An 18,264-nucleotide genomic window follows, 5' to 3' on the forward strand; every position below is an offset into this window, starting at 1 on the left:
TGCGGCGCTGGGGATGCTTTTGCCGTTTGGGCTAAATGGTGTAAGTAATAAATTAAAAACTAAAGCAACACTAGACGTACAGAAAAACTTAAATAAAAACCATCATGAATCTAGAAAAGCTAGTTTAAAAGAAATTAAACGCCAATTAAATATACCAAGAACACAGAATCCTGAAAGTCAAAAGATGGTGCCCTTAACAGATAAGAATGGAAAACGAATATTAAATGAAAAAAAACAACCCATCCTTACGAGAGAACTTACGTATGATGTTAATGGTAAAAAAATTGTTATTCAGGATCATTCAAATGGTCACGATTTTGGAGAAGGAGGCGTTGGAAACCAACCTTCACACCACAATGTAAGACCTGAAAACAACACACGCAATGGTAAAGTTGAAGGTGTAGAAGACCATTATTATTTTGAAAGAAGAAACAATAAATAACCCAAACGAGGAGTATCCAAATGATTAGAGAAGAAAAATTTATGAACCCACAAGCGATGACTCAAATTTTTGGGGAGATCCCACAATTTAAAAATGCAGAGATCATGAATGTTGATTTAAACAGAGATGGTCCTACCCTATTTATAAGACTAATGACAAAAGACTCCGTGAAAAATAAACCTAAACGTTGGAGAGATTTTGATGTTGTCTACGTTGAATTATCATTCATTGGTGTAACGGATTTAAAAATTAATCACTTAGGAAATAATAATATAATTGATCATTTTGAGATTAGCACAACAGGGGATGAAGGGTTACTAAAAATAAATTGTAAGAATCAAATGCAAATCGAAACCATATTTGATTGGGCAAGAGTTGAACAAATTTCACCAGGGCTAATTGGTTCTTAAAATCGTTTCGTATAAAACCTCATTATACGTTTCATGATATCTATGAATACACTGAATTTATGATAAAAGAACACAAAGAACCCATGATTTCATGGGTTCAGGCTGTCGAGATTTTCTCGACAGCCTGAGCATCCAGAAAGATGCTATGAATTGTTCAATCTCTGTTTTGCTTCATCAATTAGAGGCAGCATAAGACGTTTGACACTTTCATTAAGCTTCGTATACTTTTCAAAACGCCGTTGTGCACTTCTATGTGTTGTTGCTTGTTCGTAAAAGGTTCGTACCTTCCTCAATTCTCTTAACTTCTGTCGAATGATTTTATTTGTGGCAAATACAACATTTGCATTCCCGCAATTAGGACAGGAGAAGAATTGAATTACAATGCCTTTCGCTTCTTTTTTCTCTCTTACTTCGACAGCATAATGTTTTTGGCATTTCTCGCACAAAACATCATTCATTACACTGTACCTTTTTGGAGGATGTATACCCCTCGTGCTTTGTCCCAGACTAGATCATCTTTATCAATTTTACGTTCTTCGTAAGGAACATATTTCCCATCTACCATCATTTCCCTAACCTTTTTCATTGCTTGTTCAACACTCGCCGCAATTCCTTTTTCATCTAATAGGGCTGACTTGTCTATTTCAATAATTTCCAATGCCATTCCCCCATCAAGAATCATGATGCCGGTATGTGCTACTTTCTTAGCTTCTTCTCTCAGGTTCTCCTTTGTCATTTGATCTAGTTGACAATCTGTTTTAATAACTAAAATTTTCATTTGATTTCCTCCCCATTGATATGAATTACTTCAATAGCATTTTCCTTCAACCATTGAAATTCATAGCAATTGATTATTGGATTTCGATAATAGCCCGGCAGTAAAATTAAAATTGTTTCGCTAGGATTTACCACGTCTAGCATTGCCGGGTTCCTTGAAACAAATTGCGGATATTTATATTGTGGGAATTTCTTTTTCAAATCTTGCCATAGCGTTCTTGCCTGACGAGTGTTTGTTCCTACTATGAAAGTACTTGTACGTTGTTTTAAACAGCCTTTTAAGATTAAGAGTTCCAATGCTCTTCCTCCATATAAAAAAGCACCTATCACACAGACAGGTGCTTCACATTTATCTATTCCACAAAATCAATCAGTGAGTCCATTCGCCAGCATGTCCTTTATGCGATCTTGTGCTTCTTTGAAAGACATATCCTCGGCATCATAGAATGTATACTCTGATTTAATCACGTTGTCCTTGTGTTTGGTTTCAGCATTCACAACGACATAAGGAACACGTTTGATCGTTTTAATAAAATGCGACTCTTCCCAAGTTTCTTGAATTTCTTGCACACGTTGCTCCATAGATTTCACGGTTAGTTCTACCACAGCTAAACACCTCCATATAAAAAAGCGACCTCCACAATGGAAGCCGCTCTCAATTTATTACCTAATACCATATTCCATTTCTTATATTAATCAAATATTAATTTGCTGCTTTACTACTTTATCATAATTCTCAATACACTCTTCCAATAAAACCAAGGTCGCATATAACCTTCCAATGGATTTAATCCGTCTTTTATAAGCCCAAATCCAAAAACCAATCACAATCAAGAAAGTCAAACCAACACTTGATAACAAATATTGAATTTAAGGTATAAAACCTTGTAGAGAGTTCAACAAATCTTCAGAATTAATATCTTCACTATCTAAATATTTACCAAAGATATTCATAAAAATTGATATTATTGCCATTCCTGTTGACGACATAACAGTTATCATAACAAGTATTATTGAGAAAGGTTGATTGTATAAAGTTTGAGTATCTTTCTCTAATTCTATAGAAGCCTCAATTCTTTTTAACATCCTATTTAATTCATCCTTATCATGATCTAAGATAATGTCATTTTGTAATTTTACATCTTCGTCGAAAGTAGTTTTAATTATTTTTTTATAATTTTTTTTATAACGACCTTTTAAATATGTTGTAACAGCTTTAGATTCTCCAAGTTTCCTAGTCATATATAGTCACCTCAGATGATATATCGACCTATCATTTGTAAAATTTTATTATTTGCAAATTTTGTCGAACGAAAAGCGACCCCCGTATTGGAAGCCGCTCTCAATTTATCACCTAAATCTTAACCGCTCTGAGACAAAATGCTTTGCCAAGATCGTGCCAAAAGTTTGCCATTTTTATATAAGTATCATTTTTCACACTCATTTTATTCCTAAACTTTCAAGTGTAAATTTTAGAGCCATTTGTTTAATAACTTCTAGCGGTACTGAATTGAATTTTTCACCAAAGTGATTCTTAACTCTTTTGAAAACAGTACCATCTCTCATACTATCTAATAATTCATGGCCTTGATATGTAAGACTTCTAGCTTTCCAACAGAAATATTGATCAATTCCTAAATCTTTACCTTCAAGCATTCTAGCTTCTGATAGTAATTTAATATGATAACTAACTTTTACTGGATCTTCATTTTCAATTTCTATGGATAACCAAACATTAGGATTTTCATGCTCTTCTAATTTTATTAATATCTCTCGAATTAAATTCATATCTCTTTTCATCGTAATCCCCCTTTACAATTAAATATCGGTATAGATTGACTAATTCAAAGTGTTTGCAAACTTTGTCGAACGAAAAAACGACCTCCGCAATGGAAGCCGCTCTCAATTTATCACCTAATACCATCATAACCGCTTTCAGACGAAATGCTTTGCCAAGATCGTGCCAAAAGTGTGCCATTTTTACGCCCTATTAAAACGTGTGTATATTCTATCTATGTATTTTCCTATTAAGTGACCACTTGTTGTCAGTTTGAAATATTCATCTGTATCAGCATCCGCAGACTCAAAACTAACATCTAAGTCCACGTCTACTGATATAGATCTATAAAACAATTGATTGGTTATTGCTTTTTCAAGTGTCATGTTGATACTAACCCTATTCAAATTTTCCATTTTTATCTTCCTACTTAACTGGTACTGCGTATTTTCATTTCTTTTTGCATTCTTAAAAATTGAAAATAATTTTCTGTAATTCTCTATATCTATGTCATAAAAATGCATTAAAGCGTGTATTGAATTTAGCTGTTCATGTGTCAATTCAGTCTTTCTCTCAACTACATCATTCAAGATACTTCCCATTATTACACATGCTTTGCTTGAATTTGAAAATAATATTTTAGAAAAAACGTCAGCTACAAATTCAGCTTTAGTCTCATCATCCACATACTCTATTAATTTTTCTAATTGAGCTTGTGTTGGATCTTCATCCATACTGAAACCTTTTAAAAATGATTGAAATTTTTTCTTATGGATTAATTTTGATGAGTTGTGTAAAAAACCTACAACTCTCGAAGAATCTCCTATCAACTGAACATAATCATTATCCAATATATTGTTTTTCACTTGTAAATAACTTTCCATATGCTTTATTGCTCTGTCTAAAATGTTTTCTCCGCCTTTAACAATATTATTCATATAAATCCTCCTTTTCCATATATTATACACTTTTGGTTATCCACCAATTCACCATATCTATTATTGTGTTATTGTGCCTAACTCAGGGAATCGCTGAATCCTTTGCCTCTCTTGCTTTTCAACCAATTCCTTAAAATGAGTTGGACATTTTCTCATTATGGTTAGTTGATGAAAAAGAGCATAAAAAAAGACCCACCTGCCAATTGAACAGATGAGTCTATAAGCCAAAGTCGTCCATTGTTCTATCCATTGTGTCTTGTGTGATCCCAATAGATCTCAATGTAATATCTCGGCTTGAGTGGTTGAATATTTCTTGCAGCAAGGCCACATCCTTGAACTTCTTATAATGCCAGTATCCAAATGTTTTCCTTAGTGTGTGTCCCTATGCTATCGAGGCCAACATACTCCGCTGCCTCTCTCAATATATTGTATGCACTACTGCGGCTGATAGGTTTGTTTAGCCCCTCCCTGCTTCTAAATACATACTCTTGATCATCGCGATCTTTAATATATTGATCTAGTGCTTTCGAAGCGTTTTGTTTATCTTGATTCTTTTCCTGTCTTCTTCCCCTTCAAAGACACATATTGTTTCTTAACGTCTTTGACACGTAATTGAAAAAGATCAGATGTTCCCTAAACTTATCTGATTCATGATGATTCCCCCTTATTTTCTAAGCATGGCCCCGCCTTGGGCTTTTTTAAGCGCTGCATATTTTGATCCATTGACTCTCTTAAAGCTTTTTCTTTTTCATCGCGCAACTTCTTTTACTACAATTTAAAGAACGGACACCAACCAGCACCCTTAAAAGGTGTTGATCTGTGTCCGCTGGCTCTCCGTCTTGGACCTATTTAACTCTTTTTTTAAAATTATAGATTTTAGGTTGAACGCTATACTTAGAAAAGAACTCCTCTTCAATACCAAATAATTTAGAAATTAATTTAATCTCAAAAGACGTGTGTTTTTGAAAATCGTTTAAGTCAGATAAATTATTTTCAAAAATGTATCTTAAAGAATTTCTTAACTTACCCGGCCTAATAATCGGTATAGTATCATCGAGTGGCTCTTGTACTCTATAACCGTGTTTGTTTAATAACCCATTAAAGTAACGATATTGTTGATAAGATAACAAATTAAGTTGGTAGGCACGATAGGCTAATGCAGCAATAGAAACATGCCACTTTTCTTTTAATTCTATATAAGAATTTGGATTTGATTTTCTTTTTACTGATTTCATATCGTTAAGGAATAGCTCTTCTGGAAGAAGAAAATTAGCTGCAAATAAATTAGCTTCACGCTCAATCTTTTCATATTCTGTAGTGGTTAACTCTAAGATGTTAATCTTATAATGTAACAATAAATGGCCCAATTCATGCGCCAAATCGAAATTCCTTCTAACGGAAGATTTTTCAAAATTGCTGAGAACAATAATGGGTCTATTATTATTTAACCAGGAACTGTATGCATCGGTTTTGACACTAAGATCTCGCTCCACAATAAATAGCCCATTCTTCTCTAGAAGGAACAGTAAATTCTTATTATCTTGATTATTCAAACCTAATATGTTCCTTGTCTCAATAGCAATTTCTTTAATTAATCTTTCGGTTACTTGACCTTCCTCTATTATCTGATTTATTGTATAATCTCTTAACTTTAAGATCAGATTGTCAGGATACTCAACAAAATCTTCAATATACTCCATCAAGTAATTTATAAATCTTAAGTATACAGCTTCTGTTTTAGTTCTTTTAGCGTTGTTCTTTTCGGATGATCTATATGCTATTCCTTCTTCTTTAACAGTTTCGCCAATACTGGAGTCATTATAAAAGAAGAAGTTTTTAACATTAAAAAGTTGTTTAATTTTGCTCATGGTCTCAATTCCTGGTGTAGCATATCCGTTTTCAAATTGCCAAACTGCTTGTTCAGTTACATCCAAAGCTATAGCTAATTCATTTCTTGAATAACCATGAAGCACTCTGATATCAGTTAGTTTTTCACCAACAAACATATTAAGTGCCTCCTTTAAAATTATTTTTTCCCCTCTATGTTAACATCAATTTCTTGATGAACTTTCCCAACAATGTAATCACTCTCAGAGAATTCTTCAGGTGCTACCTTATCTTCGTGAAGAGTTTCCAAATCTTCTGAAGTAATTTGAACATTTGAAGCTTCAATAAAACGATTCCAATTATCAACTCGTCTAAACTCAGACAATCCAGGAGCAGGCAAAAAGAGATTTACAGATGATAACATTTTGCTTGTTACATCAAATTCGTAAGCAATTATATAAAAATGAGTATAATTTTCTTCCATATTCGCTATTTCAGCGAGGACTTCTTTGTCCTCTGAATTTTTTCGATCGAGTGGTGAAAAAGCAAACTTTAATTGTTCTGTTCCCCCTACACTGGCTTCGGTATCTTTAAAATGATTTTTATTTATTTTTGAAAGTTGTACTAAATAATTTTTTTCTTGATCCTCCTTTTTCTTTTGAAGGATACCAGCAGCACCATTATTAATTATTGTCCCTATTTTTAAAATAAATAACGTTTTTTCTCCATTTATTTGATTATCAAACTTCAAATATCCCCATGTGTAACCAGCTTTTGATGTTTGATATTCTATACCTTGAGTTTCACATACCTCTGCTACAGCATTATCAATATGATTCCCTCTCACCCAAGCATAAGCACTACTTATTTTCATCAAAGCTTTTTTTTCGCGTCTTTCATCTAAATAACTTTTGTAGCCTTTTAAAATCCCTTCAACTATCTTTTGACTTAAAGACTCTGGAAAGTGATTCATTATTTAACATACCCCTTTTTATTTGATTAACTCATTTTACACTTTTGAGCCATTTTTTTAAAGTGATTTAAAAATTACTAGGTTTAATTTAAAACAGATAGTATCAGAAGCGATAAAACATTATCGAAATGGAAATCTATATTGAGAACGCACTTAATAAAATAAAAAAACAAAAGGAGTACTAATTGTTCTATATTTTTCTTACAGCCTTTGATTGCCTGTAATAACTCGATATGCTTTGGTAAATTCGTTGTACCTCCTACTCATTAGAGTATGAACTCCTGTTTTTGTAGTTTTATAAATAAAATAAATCGAACTTGTTTAAAAATCCTTGAACCGAAACTAGCAGAAAACAAAAAAGCCAGAAACATTGTTTTATCAACGTCTCTGACTTTTTAACGGTTTTAAATAAAATTACGTCCCAGGAGAGATTCGAACTCCCGACCGACGGCTTAGAAGGCCGTTGCTCTATCCTGCTGAGCTACTGGGACATGTTGTTATGTAGCGTGCTGGGCTGTATTACCTCAACGACAAGATTTATTATATTACTATTGTTCTTTAAAGTCAACGGTTTTTCGAAAGTTTTTTCATAAGGGGCAAATGCTGCACCCTTATGAAATACCTTCCAATGTGACAGTGTTTTCGAGGTCTGGTATGACGTGACCTTCGTCCGTGTAAAATTGCACGTTTGCTTCGCTTCCATCTAGTGTCAGTATAGCATAGCTGCGCTCTTTGCGCACTCTTGGTAGGTGCACGCTGCCAGGGTTAATGAGCAGCTTTCCTCTGAGCAGTTCACTGCCTGGGATGTGCGAATGGCCAAAGCAGATAATGTCTGCGCCTAGCTCTTCTGCCCGGTAGTAGACTTGAAGCAAGGATTGTTTGATGCCATGCAGATGTCCGTGAGTGAGAAATAGTTTTCCGCCTCCATCCAGTGGGAGCAGGAGTTCTTCTTCAAAATCGCCCATAAAGTCACAATTTCCTTTGACGACTTTGTATCCTTCGAGTGCTGGATGGTTCGTTTCGAGTTCTGAGTCTCCGCAGTGAATCATCATGTCTACTTCAGCTTTATGCCGTTTGGCAATGGTTTGAAGCTCGTCTGTGAGTCCATGACTGTCACTAATGATGAGTATCTTCATGGCTTCATTCCCCCTTATTCATTTGCGTCTAACAGTGATGAAAGCTTTTGAAGCGCGACCGCTCGATGGCTGATCTTGTTTTTCTCCTCTGGTGATAGCTCGGCCATCGTCTGGTCTTTGTCTTTGACGATGAAAATTGGGTCGTATCCGAAGCCGTTGTCTCCACTTGGTTCTTCTGCGATGAAGCCTTCTACTGATCCTTCTACCGTCTTTGTTTCTTTGCCCGGTATGCTGACAGCCAGAGCACATCTGAATCTGGCTGTGCGGTCTTCTTTGTCAATGCCTGTAAGCTCGCTCAGTACTTTTTTGACATTCTCAGCATCGTTTTTATGCTCGCCCGCATATCTCGCTGAATAGACGCCCGGTTTCCCGCCAAGATAATCAATTGATAGACCGGAATCGTCTGCAATCACCATTTCACCTGCTTTGGCCTGAATCGCCTCGGCTTTGATGACCGCATTTTCTTCAAAGGTATGTCCTGTTTCTTCAATCTCTTCTGTAAAGCCAATGTCTGCTAGTGTTTTGACCGTGAACCCCTTTGGCTCAAGAATGGCTTTGAATTCTTTCGCTTTGCCCTGGTTGTGCGTTGCGATGATGGCTGTTTTCATCTTGATCAAACCCTTCTCTTTATTCGAGGACTTCTCCTGTTACTGCTTTTTGCTTTTCGATTAATTCTTTGATGCCCTTTTCGGCTAAATCAAGCAGTCCGTTTAGCTGTTCTCTTGAAAATGTCGCTTCTTCGCCTGTGCCTTGAAGCTCAACAAAGCGTCCAGCGCCTGTCATGATGACATTCATATCTACTTCAGCTGAAGAATCTTCTTCATAGTTTAAATCTAACAGAAGCCCCTGCTGAGAATCAATTCCGACGGATATTGCCGCTAAATAATCAGTGATCGGGTTTTCTTTGATAACGCCTTCTGCTCGAAGCTTTTGAATCGCAAGTGTCATGGCGACAAAAGCCCCTGTAATGGACGCTGTGCGTGTGCCGCCGTCTGCTTGAATGACATCACAATCAATCCAAATCGTGCGTTCGCCAAGCTTTTCTAAATCAACGACTGCGCGGAGTGCTCGTCCAATTAAACGCTGAATTTCCATTGTACGTCCTGTGACTTTTCCTTTAGATGATTCTCTTATCGTTCTTTGTGCAGTTGCTCTTGGAAGCATGCTATATTCTGCTGTAATCCAGCCTTTTCCTTCTCCTCTTAAAAAAGGAGGTACGCGGTCTTCGATAGATGCGTTACAAATCACCTTCGTATTTCCCGCTGAGATTAAGACAGAGCCTTCTGGATGCGTAATGTAGCCTGCCTCTATTTCAATTTTTCTTAATTCGTCATATTGTCTTTCATCTAATCTCATGTTTTACCTCCGTTACAATATACATTCCGCGCGCGTACCAGCGGGGTTCTCCTACTAACTTTGACAACCTGGATCGGTTCTAATCGCTTGGAATAAAAAAGAGGCAGCGAATGTGCATGCCTCTTTTTCTCCATTATATCAATGTGTGACGTTAAAAACTACCTGTATTCACTTGTTCTGGTCTTGAAACTGGCTTTGTGAGTTCTGTTCCTTTTTCGTTCACAAGCTCTGCCTTTCCGTTTACCTTCACAGACACGCTTTTCACATCTGGCAGCTCTGTTAATGTCAGCACAATGCTATCAAGAACTTTTTGTGAAATGACCTTTTTCTTTTCATCTGCACTGCCAAAAATAGATTCATTGAAATCAAGGGTCACATGGCCGTCTTTTACTTTTGGTACGTCATTCAGCTTCACATCTCGATCAAAGTCTGTGAGCAAATGACTTGTTTTGCTTGGCCCAGAGACGAGCTCGTCAATGGCTGCTGTAATTGGATCATCTTCATCTTTTGGGGCTCTTGTTGTGACAGGAACGTAGTACGTCTGTTCATCAGATTCAGCTAAATAGTAGACGGTGACTGGCTTTGTCGCCGTCATATCAGCGGCTGCCTCGTTCTGAATATTAATACCGTCCTCCCTGCTTAAATCATCTGAGATCGGTGTCCCATTTACAGGCATTTCTTTTAATTCATGTCCATTCATCTTCAATTTGACTTTGGCTACTGAATCAAACTGTGTTAACGTCCAAGTGACAGATTGCAAAATGCGCTGTTCGTCTTCTTTTTTATAGTTTTTGAACTCATTTGAAAAATCAACCACCGCTGTGCCATCTTTAATATCGACAGATACGCTCGTGTCCGCCGGCAGCACGGCTCTAAATCCATTTGGCATCAGGTTGGAGATCGGCCCACCGTCTACGAGATATTCAAGTGTTTGTTTGGCACTTCCTTCGTTTTTCGGCAGCGGAATGGATTGAGAGACGACATAACCGTTTTTATCAATTAAATATAATTCTCTCATGACTGTATCTGCTTGCTTCTCTTCTTTTCCTTCTTTGGCTGTTTGTTTCTCTTCTTTATTCTCTTTCACAAAAGTGACGTTTTGTGGTGGATCAATCTCTGTTTTCGCTTGGTCTGTTTGAAACAATCCGCATCCTGACAAAAGCATGGCTGACGCAATACACGTAACAGCTGCTGTAGATCCCTTTTTCAGCATACTTCACCCTCCTCTAGTAGTTTGTACTACTATGTATACGAGCTCCTCTAGAGGATTAGACCCTTTTCATAAAAAAATAACCCACTCCAATGAGAAGCGGGTTATTGCTGATATACTTTTTCGAGCGACACGGTTTCGACCTTCCCTGGCAGGTAGCCAAACCAGTCGCGCGCGATATTTTGAAAATTTTGCTGCTGCCCGGTTGTGTAAAATGTATGAACAGGCGCTTCCTGAGAAGCATTTAAAAGCCCTTTATATGAAAGAATTGTACTCGCTTCTCTAGCTGTCTCATCCCCTGATGAAATGATGTTCACACCACTGCCCATGAAGCGCTGAATCGGCTCTTTTAAAATCGGGTAGTGCGTACAGCCAAGAATGAGCGTATCAATTCCTGTTTCTTTCATCGGTTCAAGAGAAGCTTTCACCACTTCATCTGCTGTATGATCTAAAAACGTACCGCTCTCCACAAATGGAACAAGCATCGGACACGCCAGACTTTGAACGGTTAGTCCTGCTTTTAGAGATAACAGCGCTTCTTTATAGGCCTCGCTTTTGATCGTATTGGCTGTGCCGATGACGCCAATATGCTGGTTGTTTGTCACCTTGATCGCAGTGCGGGCTCCAGGCTGGATCACGCCAATGACCGGGATATCAAGCGTTTCTTTAATTTCATCAAGCGCAATCGCCGTCGCTGTATTGCATGCAATAACAAGCATTTTAATATGGTGATGTCTTAATAGGTAGTGCGCCATTTCCCATGTATATTGAAGAACCTCTTCTTCTTCCCGCGGGCCGTATGGACACCGTTTTGTATCGCCTACATAGATGATTTTTTCTTTTGGCAGTTGTCTCATGATTTCCTTCGCAACGGTTAAACCGCCTACGCCGGAATCAATAACGCCGATTGGTTGATCCAACAAAATCGCCTCATTTTCTTTTCATTTGCTGCTGTAGTTTCGTTAAAGATTGATTGAAAACGATGGCTTCTTCTTCTGAGAAAGCCCCTAGAAGTTCACTGACGTATTCTTGGCGTTTGACAATCACTTCTTGAATGATCCGCTCGCCTTCAGGCAATAAATGAATGCGAACCACACGGCGGTCAGACGGATCTTTGACCCGTTCGACAAGTTCACTTTTTTCCATTCGATCAATTAAATCGGTTGTCGTGCTGCAAGCCAAATACATCTTTTGTGATAGCTCACCTATTGTCATATCTCCGAATTCATAAAGCCACTGGAGCCCTACAAATTGAGGAGGTGTAATCGTATATTGATTTAGAATTTCTCTGCCTTTTTGCTTAATAATTGCAGCAATATGGCGCAATGATTTTTCAATCTCTGCAACATGGCCTGACTCATTCGTTTCCATTTTCATTGATACCTCACTATAGCATCTCACTTTGTTTAAAACGTACATTCCTATTTTCCTCGTTTTTCAAAGAAAATGCAAGAAGAGACTCATGGAAACCATATAGAAATAACCGGCTCCTCCCTGGTGCGGAAGGAAAACCGGCTGACGTTAGAGCTCTAGCTCACCCATACGCAGAAGCTCGACTACGGCCTGTGAACGACCTTTAACTCCTAGCTTTTGCATGGCATTCGAAATATGATTCCGAACAGTCTTTTCGCTAATAAAAAGCTCGCTTGCAATTTCTTTTGTTGTTTTATCTTGGACGAGCAATTCAAATACTTCTCTTTCTCTTTTGGTTAATAGCGGCTTGGATTGAAACTCTTTCTCCTTCAAGTATTGTAACCCTCCTTGCTAAGGTGAGAGCTCTAGTCTCTATAGAATGGGATTCTGTATAGTCGAGATATCATATGCCGGGTGCCTGAGGTAGGTGACGTTAAAATCGAGAAATCCCGCAGATCAACGTCCAATTTCTTACGCTTCAAGCAGTACAAAAAAGAACGAGTCTTATGTGAAGACATCGTCCTTTTTCAAACGGGTCATTAAGTACGATATGTAGCACAAGTGTGACCATGACAGCAATCGTCAGAAAGAAGTTGATCCACATTCAATTGGGTTTCTTCATAGTCTTGACGATATAAGACTAGATGGTTCAGCCTTGTATGAAGCAAGAAGCAGACTATGTTTCGTCTGCTTTTGTCCATTTTAGCGTGGTGCGTCAATATCTCCAGCAGAATGGGCTTTCATATGCCCTTGATCATCTTTTAGCTGCAAATGACCGTCTTGGTTGACCCCGCAGCAAATGCCTTCTTGCCATGTTTGTTTTTCACGATCTAATGAGATACGAAGCGGTTGATTCAAACGGAATAACCGTTTGTTGTAGAGGGAAGTGAGGGTTCCAAATCCTTCATGCTGCCAGCGTGTATAGTATTTTTCAAAAGCCGCTGTCAGTTCTGTCACAAGCTTTTCGGCTTTCACCTCTGCAAGCTCTGATAAGCAAATGGTTTTGTACGGGACATGCTCCGGCTTTGTTTCTACATTGATGCCAACACCGATATAGATGGCGCTGCGGTCTGCTTCAATTAATGTGCCAGATACTTTTGCTTCATTAATCAGAATATCATTTGGCCATTTGATTGCCAGCCGGTCCTCTGCTCTCATGAGTGGTTTGAGTACATCATAAATCGCTAGTGCCGTCATTGGGGCAATCGTTGATTGGGTAGAGAGATCTTTTGGCGGCTTTACCGTCATGGTAACAGCCACATTCCCTGTAGGTGTTTCCCACGGTCTGCCCAGCCTGCCTCTTCCTGCTGTCTGCTGACGGGCATAAACAGCAAATAAAGGCGTTTCTCCTTGCTGTATGAGCCTTTTCGCTTCATTATTTGTACTATCAATGGTGTCATATTGAAAAATCTTCATGTGATCTCCTTTTGTTTCTTCTTGATATAATCCTTTTATTATAACAAAACGACGCATACGCCCATGATTCTTTAATTTCGTTGAGCCTGAAATGTCTCTTTTTCTTCTTCCGTAAATGGAACAGATGCACCTGTTTCTTTGCTAATTTGCACCATTGTCACAGAGCCCGTAAAGCACGGTTCCTGCAGTTCATTTTCTCCTAAGTAATGCAGGATGAGTGAGCTAGATCCAACCTTTTCAGGCTTTACATACACACGCAGCCTCTCGCCGATCTCCACCTGCTTGATGTAATCGCATTGTAGGTTTGCCACGACTGTGATGGTCTCTTTGACCCGCTTCATTCGTTTGTCCACAAGTCCCGTTTTTTGAAAAAAGGCAATCCGTGCCTCTTCGAAATACACGAAAGGGGTGACATTGTTCATGTGACCAAACATATCCGTTTCTGAAAAACGGACGGTTGTTTCCACATAAAATCGAAACGATGCCCTCCACTCTTTAAACGGTTCTTCAATATATGACGGCAGCCTCATTTGATTCACTCCTTATTTGCAAACAAACGCCTCTCCCGTATTGGAAGAGGCGTTTGTTATGTTTTTTGCATCCAGCCTCTTGTAAACACTCATCATGATTGGCAAGGAGGACTGAATGTGATGTTATTCTGCGTGATCGCTTCCGAAGAAGTTACGGAAAGCTTGTAATGTTGTATCTCGGTTAAGTGCTGCAATTGATGTTGTGAGCGGGATTCCTTTTGGACAAGCCTGCACACAGTTTTGGGAGTTCCCGCAGTTGGCAAGACCGCCATCACCCATAATCTCTTCTAGACGTTCAGACTTATTCATCGCACCTGTCGGATGTGCGTTAAATAGACGAACTTGCGAAAGCGGTGCAGGGCCCATAAAGGAAGACTTATCATTTACGTTTGGACAAGCTTCAAGGCAGACACCACATGTCATACACTTCGAAAGCTCATACGCCCATTGACGCTTTTTCTCGGGCATTCTTGGTCCAGGTCCAAGATCATATGTGCCATCGATTGGCACCCATGCTTTGACTTTTTTCAAGGAATTGAACATACGGCTTCGATCAACTTGCAAGTCTCTGACAACCGGGAAAGTTTTCATCGGCTGAAGACGAATCGGCTGCTCTAACTTGTCGATCAGTGCTGTACATGACTGGCGAGGCTTTCCATTAATCACCATGGAACAAGCGCCGCATACCTCTTCAAGACAGTTCATATCCCAGTTAATAGCCGTTGTTTTTTCACCTTTTTTATTGACCGGGTTCCGTCTAATTTCCATGAGTGCGGAAATGACGTTCATATTCGGACGGTAAGGGATTTCGAATTCCTCTTCATAAGGCTTGCCATCTGCTGTATCTTGACGTGTGATAATAAATTGAATCGTGTTTTGTTCACTCATCTTATTTCTCCACCTTTTTCTTCGAGTAATCTCGTTTACGAGGTGCAATTAACGATACATCGACGTCCTCATAGTGGAATGCAGGCTTTTGGTTTTTCCCTTTGAACGTAGCCATCGTTGTTTTTAGGAATTCTTCATCGTTTCTTTCTGGGAATTCCGGTTTATAGTGTGCGCCTCGGCTTTCATTCCGGTTGTATGCCCCGATCGTAATGACTCGTGCCAGCTGAAGCATGTTGTCAAGCTGACGTGTGAAGGCAGCGCCTTGGTTGCTCCATGATGCCGTATCGTTGATGTTGATATGCTTATATCGCTCCATCAGTTCTTCAATCTTCTGATCTGTTTTTAAGAGTTTGTCATTGTAACGAACCACTGTAACGTTATCCGTCATCCATTCTCCAAGCTCTTTATGAAGCACATAAGCATTTTCTGTGCCATCCATGCTAAGGATGTTGTCCCATTTCTCCTGCTCTTTCTTCACGGCGCTGTCAAATGTTGTAGAAGATAGGTCTTCTGCAGACTTTTCAAGACCGCTAATGTATTTCACAGCATTTGGTCCAGCGACCATTCCGCCGTAAATCGCAGAAAGCAATGAGTTTGCACCAAGTCTGTTTCCGCCGTGCATAGAATAATCACATTCTCCGGCAGCGAACAAGCCTTTGATATTCGTCATTTGATCATAATCGACCCATAATCCGCCCATTGAGTAGTGAACAGCAGGGAAAATTTTCATCGGAAGCTTGCGCGGGTCATCACCCATGAATTTTTCATAGATTTCAATGATTCCGCCAAGCTTAATATCAAGCTCTTTTGGATCTTTGTGAGAAAGGTCAAGGTATACCATGTTTTCTCCATTGATTCCTAGCTTTTGCTCAACACATACGTCGAAAATTTCACGCGTTGCAATGTCACGCGGTACAAGGTTCCCGTACGCTGGGTATTTTTCTTCAAGGAAGTACCAAGGCTTCCCGTCCTTATATGTCCAAACACGTCCACCTTCACCACGAGCTGATTCACTCATGAGACGAAGTTTATCATCTCCTGGGATCGCTGTTGGGTGAATTTGAATGAATTCTCCATTTGCATAATGTGCACCTTGCTGATAAACGATAGATGCAGCTGATCCGGTATTAATCATAGAGTTCGTTGATTTACCGAAGACGATTCCAGGGCCGCCTGTTGCCATGATAACAGCATCTGAACGGAAGGATTCGATTTCCATTGTCGTCAAGTTCTGCGCGACAATGCCTCGGCAGACTTCCTCGTCATCTAAGACAGCGCCAAGGAATTCCCAGCCTTCATATTTCGTGACAAGCCCTGCTACTTCATAGCGGCGAACCTGCTCATCCAGTGCGTATAATAGCTGCTGACCTGTTGTGGCACCAGCATATGCTGTACGGTGGTGCTGTGTTCCCCCGAAGCGGCGGAAGTCCAGTAATCCCTCTGGTGTTCTGTTAAACATCACACCCATACGATCGAGTAAGTGGATAATGGACGGTGCTGCTTCACACATTGCCTTTACTGGCGGCTGGTTAGCTAAGAAATCTCCGCCGTAAACCGTATCATCAAAATGCTCATATGGTGAATCCCCTTCACCTTTTGTATTCACCGCTCCGTTAATTCCGCCCTGTGCACACACAGAATGTGAACGTTTCACAGGTACGATTGAAAATAGTTTAACAGCTGTTCCCGCTTCTGCTGCTTTGATAGTTGCCATGAGACCAGCTAAGCCGCCTCCGACAACGATGATGCTAGAATTACTCATTGTAGCCCCTCTCCCTCTTCTACTAATCTATTTCCTCTTAAACAAAAGCGAAAATTGCTCTTAGCCCTACATATGAAAGCGCTATAAATATACCTAATGTCACATATGTGGAGATTCTTTGTGAGCGTGGTGAAACCGTAATTCCCCAGCTGACAGCAAATGACCACAAGCCATTAGCAAAGTGGAAAATAGTAGATAAAACGCCGACAATATAGAAACCTAGCATAAATGGAGAGCTTAAAATATTCGCCATCATGTCATAGTTTACTTCTGCTCCAAGCTGCGCTTGAATACGTGTTTCCCATACGTGCCAGGTGACAAAAATCAATGTAATGATACCTGTAATCCGCTGCAGTCTGAATAACCAGTTTCTTAAGTAATTGAAGCGAGACGTGTTGTTTTGTGCCGTAAAGGCTATGTACACCCCATAAACAGCATGATAGATCAGTGGTAAGAAAATCACGAACAGCTCAAGTGCATATCTGAATGGAAGCTGTTCCATAAAGTGTGCAGCTTTGTTAAACGCCTCTGGTCCATTCGTCGCAAAGTGGTTAATCACTAAGTGCTGTACTAAAAATAGACCGACCGGAATGACGCCAAGCAAAGAATGCAATCTCCGATAAAAAAATTCTTTGTTCCCCGACATTACTTTACCCCCTAGTAAAAAAGTGCAATTGCTTGAAAATTGTCTTACCCCCGCTTCTTTCAAATGTAAGCACTTTATTCAAATTTATTGACAATTTCATTTTACTCCTATGTCAAAAAAGCGTCAAGAAACCGCGTACATAAATTAAAATTTTCCGAAATTTAAAAGTTTTAAATCAAAATTCGTTTTATTACAATAAGAATTTCTTAGACTTCTAGGGAAAACTCTGTCATCATATGCCCACATAAGCTATAATAAATTGTTGAAAGAGGGGAGCCGTACAATGAATAAATTTGAATCTAACTTAGAACAGCTAAAAGAAATTGAAGTCAATGGATTTGCCTACGAGCTGATACGCGAAGTTCTGCTGCCTGACATTCTTGGTCAGGATCATTCCTCTATGATGTATTTTGCGGGTAAGCTGCTTGCTCGTAAATTTCCTCAAGAGTCATGGGAGAAGATCCCCGAATTTTTCCATGATGCTGGATGGGGAACTCTCACGATGGTCCATTCTAAAAAACAGGAAATTGAGTTTGAGCTCGAAGGTCCACTTATAACGAATCGACTCACCTATCAAAAGGAGCCATGTTTTCAAATGGAAGCAGGTTTTATTGCTGAACAGATTCAGCTTCTCAATGAGTACGTGGCTGAATCCTATGAACAAGTAAAAAAGCGTGCTGATAAAGTCATTTTAACCGTTAAATGGGATTTAAGAGACCCTAGCTAACACTCTTTATGAAAGGCGAGGACTTCGTGTCACGCC

General features: G+C 39.2%; 24 protein-coding genes and 1 tRNA gene. 3 read left to right on the plus strand and 22 right to left on the minus strand.

Annotated elements, in window-relative coordinates; all coding sequences use genetic code 11:
• Positions 1-442 (plus strand): HNH/endonuclease VII fold putative polymorphic toxin (locus BA1_RS19370; RefSeq protein ID WP_008355910.1); only part of this gene is annotated, 442 nt, incomplete at its 5' end.
• A 20-nt stretch (positions 443-462) separates the two neighbouring features.
• Positions 463-852 carry an immunity 50 family protein gene (locus BA1_RS03790; protein WP_008355913.1) on the plus strand — a complete coding sequence of 130 codons (390 nt, stop codon included), beginning with the start codon at positions 463-465 and terminating at the stop codon, positions 850-852.
• Between the two features lie 143 nt (positions 853-995).
• On the opposite strand, the gene BA1_RS03795 is transcribed toward BA1_RS03790, so the two are convergent.
• From BA1_RS03795 to BA1_RS03900, 22 genes are all read right to left on the minus strand, one after another.
• Positions 996-1,310 carry a guided entry of tail-anchored proteins factor 1 gene (locus tag BA1_RS03795; RefSeq protein WP_008355915.1) on the minus strand — a complete coding sequence of 105 codons (315 nt, stop codon included), beginning with the start codon at positions 1,308-1,310 and terminating at the stop codon, positions 996-998.
• Positions 1,310-1,630: a hypothetical protein gene (locus BA1_RS03800; protein WP_008355917.1), complete on the minus strand. Its 321-nt coding sequence runs from the start codon at positions 1,628-1,630 to the stop codon at positions 1,310-1,312. Before BA1_RS03800 ends, BA1_RS03795 begins: the two co-directional genes overlap by 1 nt.
• A complete protein-coding gene (locus BA1_RS03805; protein WP_008355919.1) occupies positions 1,627-1,926 on the minus strand; it encodes a hypothetical protein in 300 nt (99 codons plus the stop codon). Before BA1_RS03805 ends, BA1_RS03800 begins: the two co-directional genes overlap by 4 nt.
• Before the next feature lie 69 nt (positions 1,927-1,995).
• Positions 1,996-2,235, minus strand: a complete 240-nt coding sequence (locus tag BA1_RS03810) for a hypothetical protein (protein WP_008355921.1) — start codon at positions 2,233-2,235, stop codon at positions 1,996-1,998.
• A gap of 264 nt (positions 2,236-2,499) precedes the next feature.
• Entirely contained in the window at positions 2,500-2,871 is a 372-nt protein-coding gene (locus BA1_RS03815; protein ID WP_008355924.1) for a hypothetical protein, read from the minus strand.
• A gap of 198 nt (positions 2,872-3,069) precedes the next feature.
• Complete coding sequence (locus BA1_RS03820) at positions 3,070-3,429, minus strand: DUF2513 domain-containing protein (RefSeq protein WP_008355927.1); 360 nt, start codon at positions 3,427-3,429, stop codon at positions 3,070-3,072.
• A 180-nt stretch (positions 3,430-3,609) separates the two neighbouring features.
• Complete coding sequence (locus BA1_RS03825) at positions 3,610-4,344, minus strand: hypothetical protein (RefSeq protein ID WP_008355929.1); 735 nt, start codon at positions 4,342-4,344, stop codon at positions 3,610-3,612.
• Positions 4,345-5,189: 845 nt separating this feature from the next.
• Positions 5,190-6,350, minus strand: coding sequence for a spr1629 family repressor/antitoxin (locus BA1_RS03830; RefSeq protein ID WP_008355930.1), 1,161 nt, complete (start codon positions 6,348-6,350; stop codon positions 5,190-5,192).
• Between the two features lie 20 nt (positions 6,351-6,370).
• Positions 6,371-7,144, minus strand: coding sequence for a spr1630 family ClpXP-sensitive toxin (locus tag BA1_RS03835; RefSeq protein WP_008355932.1), 774 nt, complete (start codon positions 7,142-7,144; stop codon positions 6,371-6,373).
• 417 nt (positions 7,145-7,561) lie between these two features.
• Positions 7,562-7,635 (minus strand) — tRNA-Arg (locus tag BA1_RS03840).
• Between the two features lie 120 nt (positions 7,636-7,755).
• Positions 7,756-8,280 carry a YfcE family phosphodiesterase gene (locus tag BA1_RS03845; RefSeq protein ID WP_008355935.1) on the minus strand — a complete coding sequence of 175 codons (525 nt, stop codon included), beginning with the start codon at positions 8,278-8,280 and terminating at the stop codon, positions 7,756-7,758.
• 14 nt (positions 8,281-8,294) lie between these two features.
• A complete protein-coding gene (locus BA1_RS03850) occupies positions 8,295-8,897 on the minus strand; it encodes an XTP/dITP diphosphatase (protein WP_174549235.1) in 603 nt (200 codons plus the stop codon).
• Positions 8,898-8,907: 10 nt separating this feature from the next.
• A complete protein-coding gene (rph, locus tag BA1_RS03855; RefSeq protein WP_008355938.1) occupies positions 8,908-9,636 on the minus strand; it encodes a ribonuclease PH in 729 nt (242 codons plus the stop codon).
• Between the two features lie 151 nt (positions 9,637-9,787).
• Entirely contained in the window at positions 9,788-10,849 is a 1,062-nt protein-coding gene (locus BA1_RS03860; protein WP_008355940.1) for a GerMN domain-containing protein, read from the minus strand.
• Between the two features lie 101 nt (positions 10,850-10,950).
• Positions 10,951-11,769 (minus strand): glutamate racemase, encoded by an 819-nt coding sequence (gene racE / locus BA1_RS03865; RefSeq protein ID WP_155887853.1) that lies wholly within the window; start codon positions 11,767-11,769, stop codon positions 10,951-10,953.
• Positions 11,770-11,776: 7 nt separating this feature from the next.
• Positions 11,777-12,217 (minus strand): MarR family winged helix-turn-helix transcriptional regulator, encoded by a 441-nt coding sequence (locus BA1_RS03870; RefSeq protein ID WP_007501606.1) that lies wholly within the window; start codon positions 12,215-12,217, stop codon positions 11,777-11,779.
• Positions 12,218-12,367: 150 nt separating this feature from the next.
• Positions 12,368-12,592, minus strand: a complete 225-nt coding sequence (gene gerE / locus BA1_RS03875) for a spore germination transcription factor GerE (RefSeq protein WP_003184172.1) — start codon at positions 12,590-12,592, stop codon at positions 12,368-12,370.
• Positions 12,593-12,961: 369 nt separating this feature from the next.
• Positions 12,962-13,675, minus strand: a complete 714-nt coding sequence (locus tag BA1_RS03880; protein WP_034738344.1) for a biotin--[acetyl-CoA-carboxylase] ligase — start codon at positions 13,673-13,675, stop codon at positions 12,962-12,964.
• A gap of 71 nt (positions 13,676-13,746) precedes the next feature.
• Positions 13,747-14,205 carry an acyl-CoA thioesterase gene (locus tag BA1_RS03885; protein ID WP_008355948.1) on the minus strand — a complete coding sequence of 153 codons (459 nt, stop codon included), beginning with the start codon at positions 14,203-14,205 and terminating at the stop codon, positions 13,747-13,749.
• A 123-nt stretch (positions 14,206-14,328) separates the two neighbouring features.
• The gene (gene sdhB, locus BA1_RS03890; RefSeq protein ID WP_008355950.1) at positions 14,329-15,093 is read right to left on the minus strand and encodes a succinate dehydrogenase iron-sulfur subunit; all 765 of its coding nucleotides are present in this window, start codon (positions 15,091-15,093) and stop codon (positions 14,329-14,331) included.
• Between the two features lies 1 nt (position 15,094).
• Positions 15,095-16,855 carry a succinate dehydrogenase flavoprotein subunit gene (sdhA, locus tag BA1_RS03895; RefSeq protein ID WP_008355952.1) on the minus strand — a complete coding sequence of 587 codons (1,761 nt, stop codon included), beginning with the start codon at positions 16,853-16,855 and terminating at the stop codon, positions 15,095-15,097.
• Between the two features lie 37 nt (positions 16,856-16,892).
• Positions 16,893-17,501, minus strand: a complete 609-nt coding sequence (locus BA1_RS03900; protein ID WP_008355953.1) for a succinate dehydrogenase cytochrome b558 subunit — start codon at positions 17,499-17,501, stop codon at positions 16,893-16,895.
• Positions 17,502-17,784: 283 nt separating this feature from the next.
• On the opposite strand from BA1_RS03900, the gene BA1_RS03905 reads away from it, so the two are divergent.
• Positions 17,785-18,228, plus strand: coding sequence for a YslB family protein (locus BA1_RS03905; protein WP_008355955.1), 444 nt, complete (start codon positions 17,785-17,787; stop codon positions 18,226-18,228).
• Positions 18,229-18,264 lie beyond the last annotated feature (36 nt).

The organism is Bacillus xiamenensis (assembly GCF_000300535.1).
In the GTDB taxonomy this organism is placed as follows: domain Bacteria; phylum Bacillota; class Bacilli; order Bacillales; family Bacillaceae; genus Bacillus; species Bacillus xiamenensis.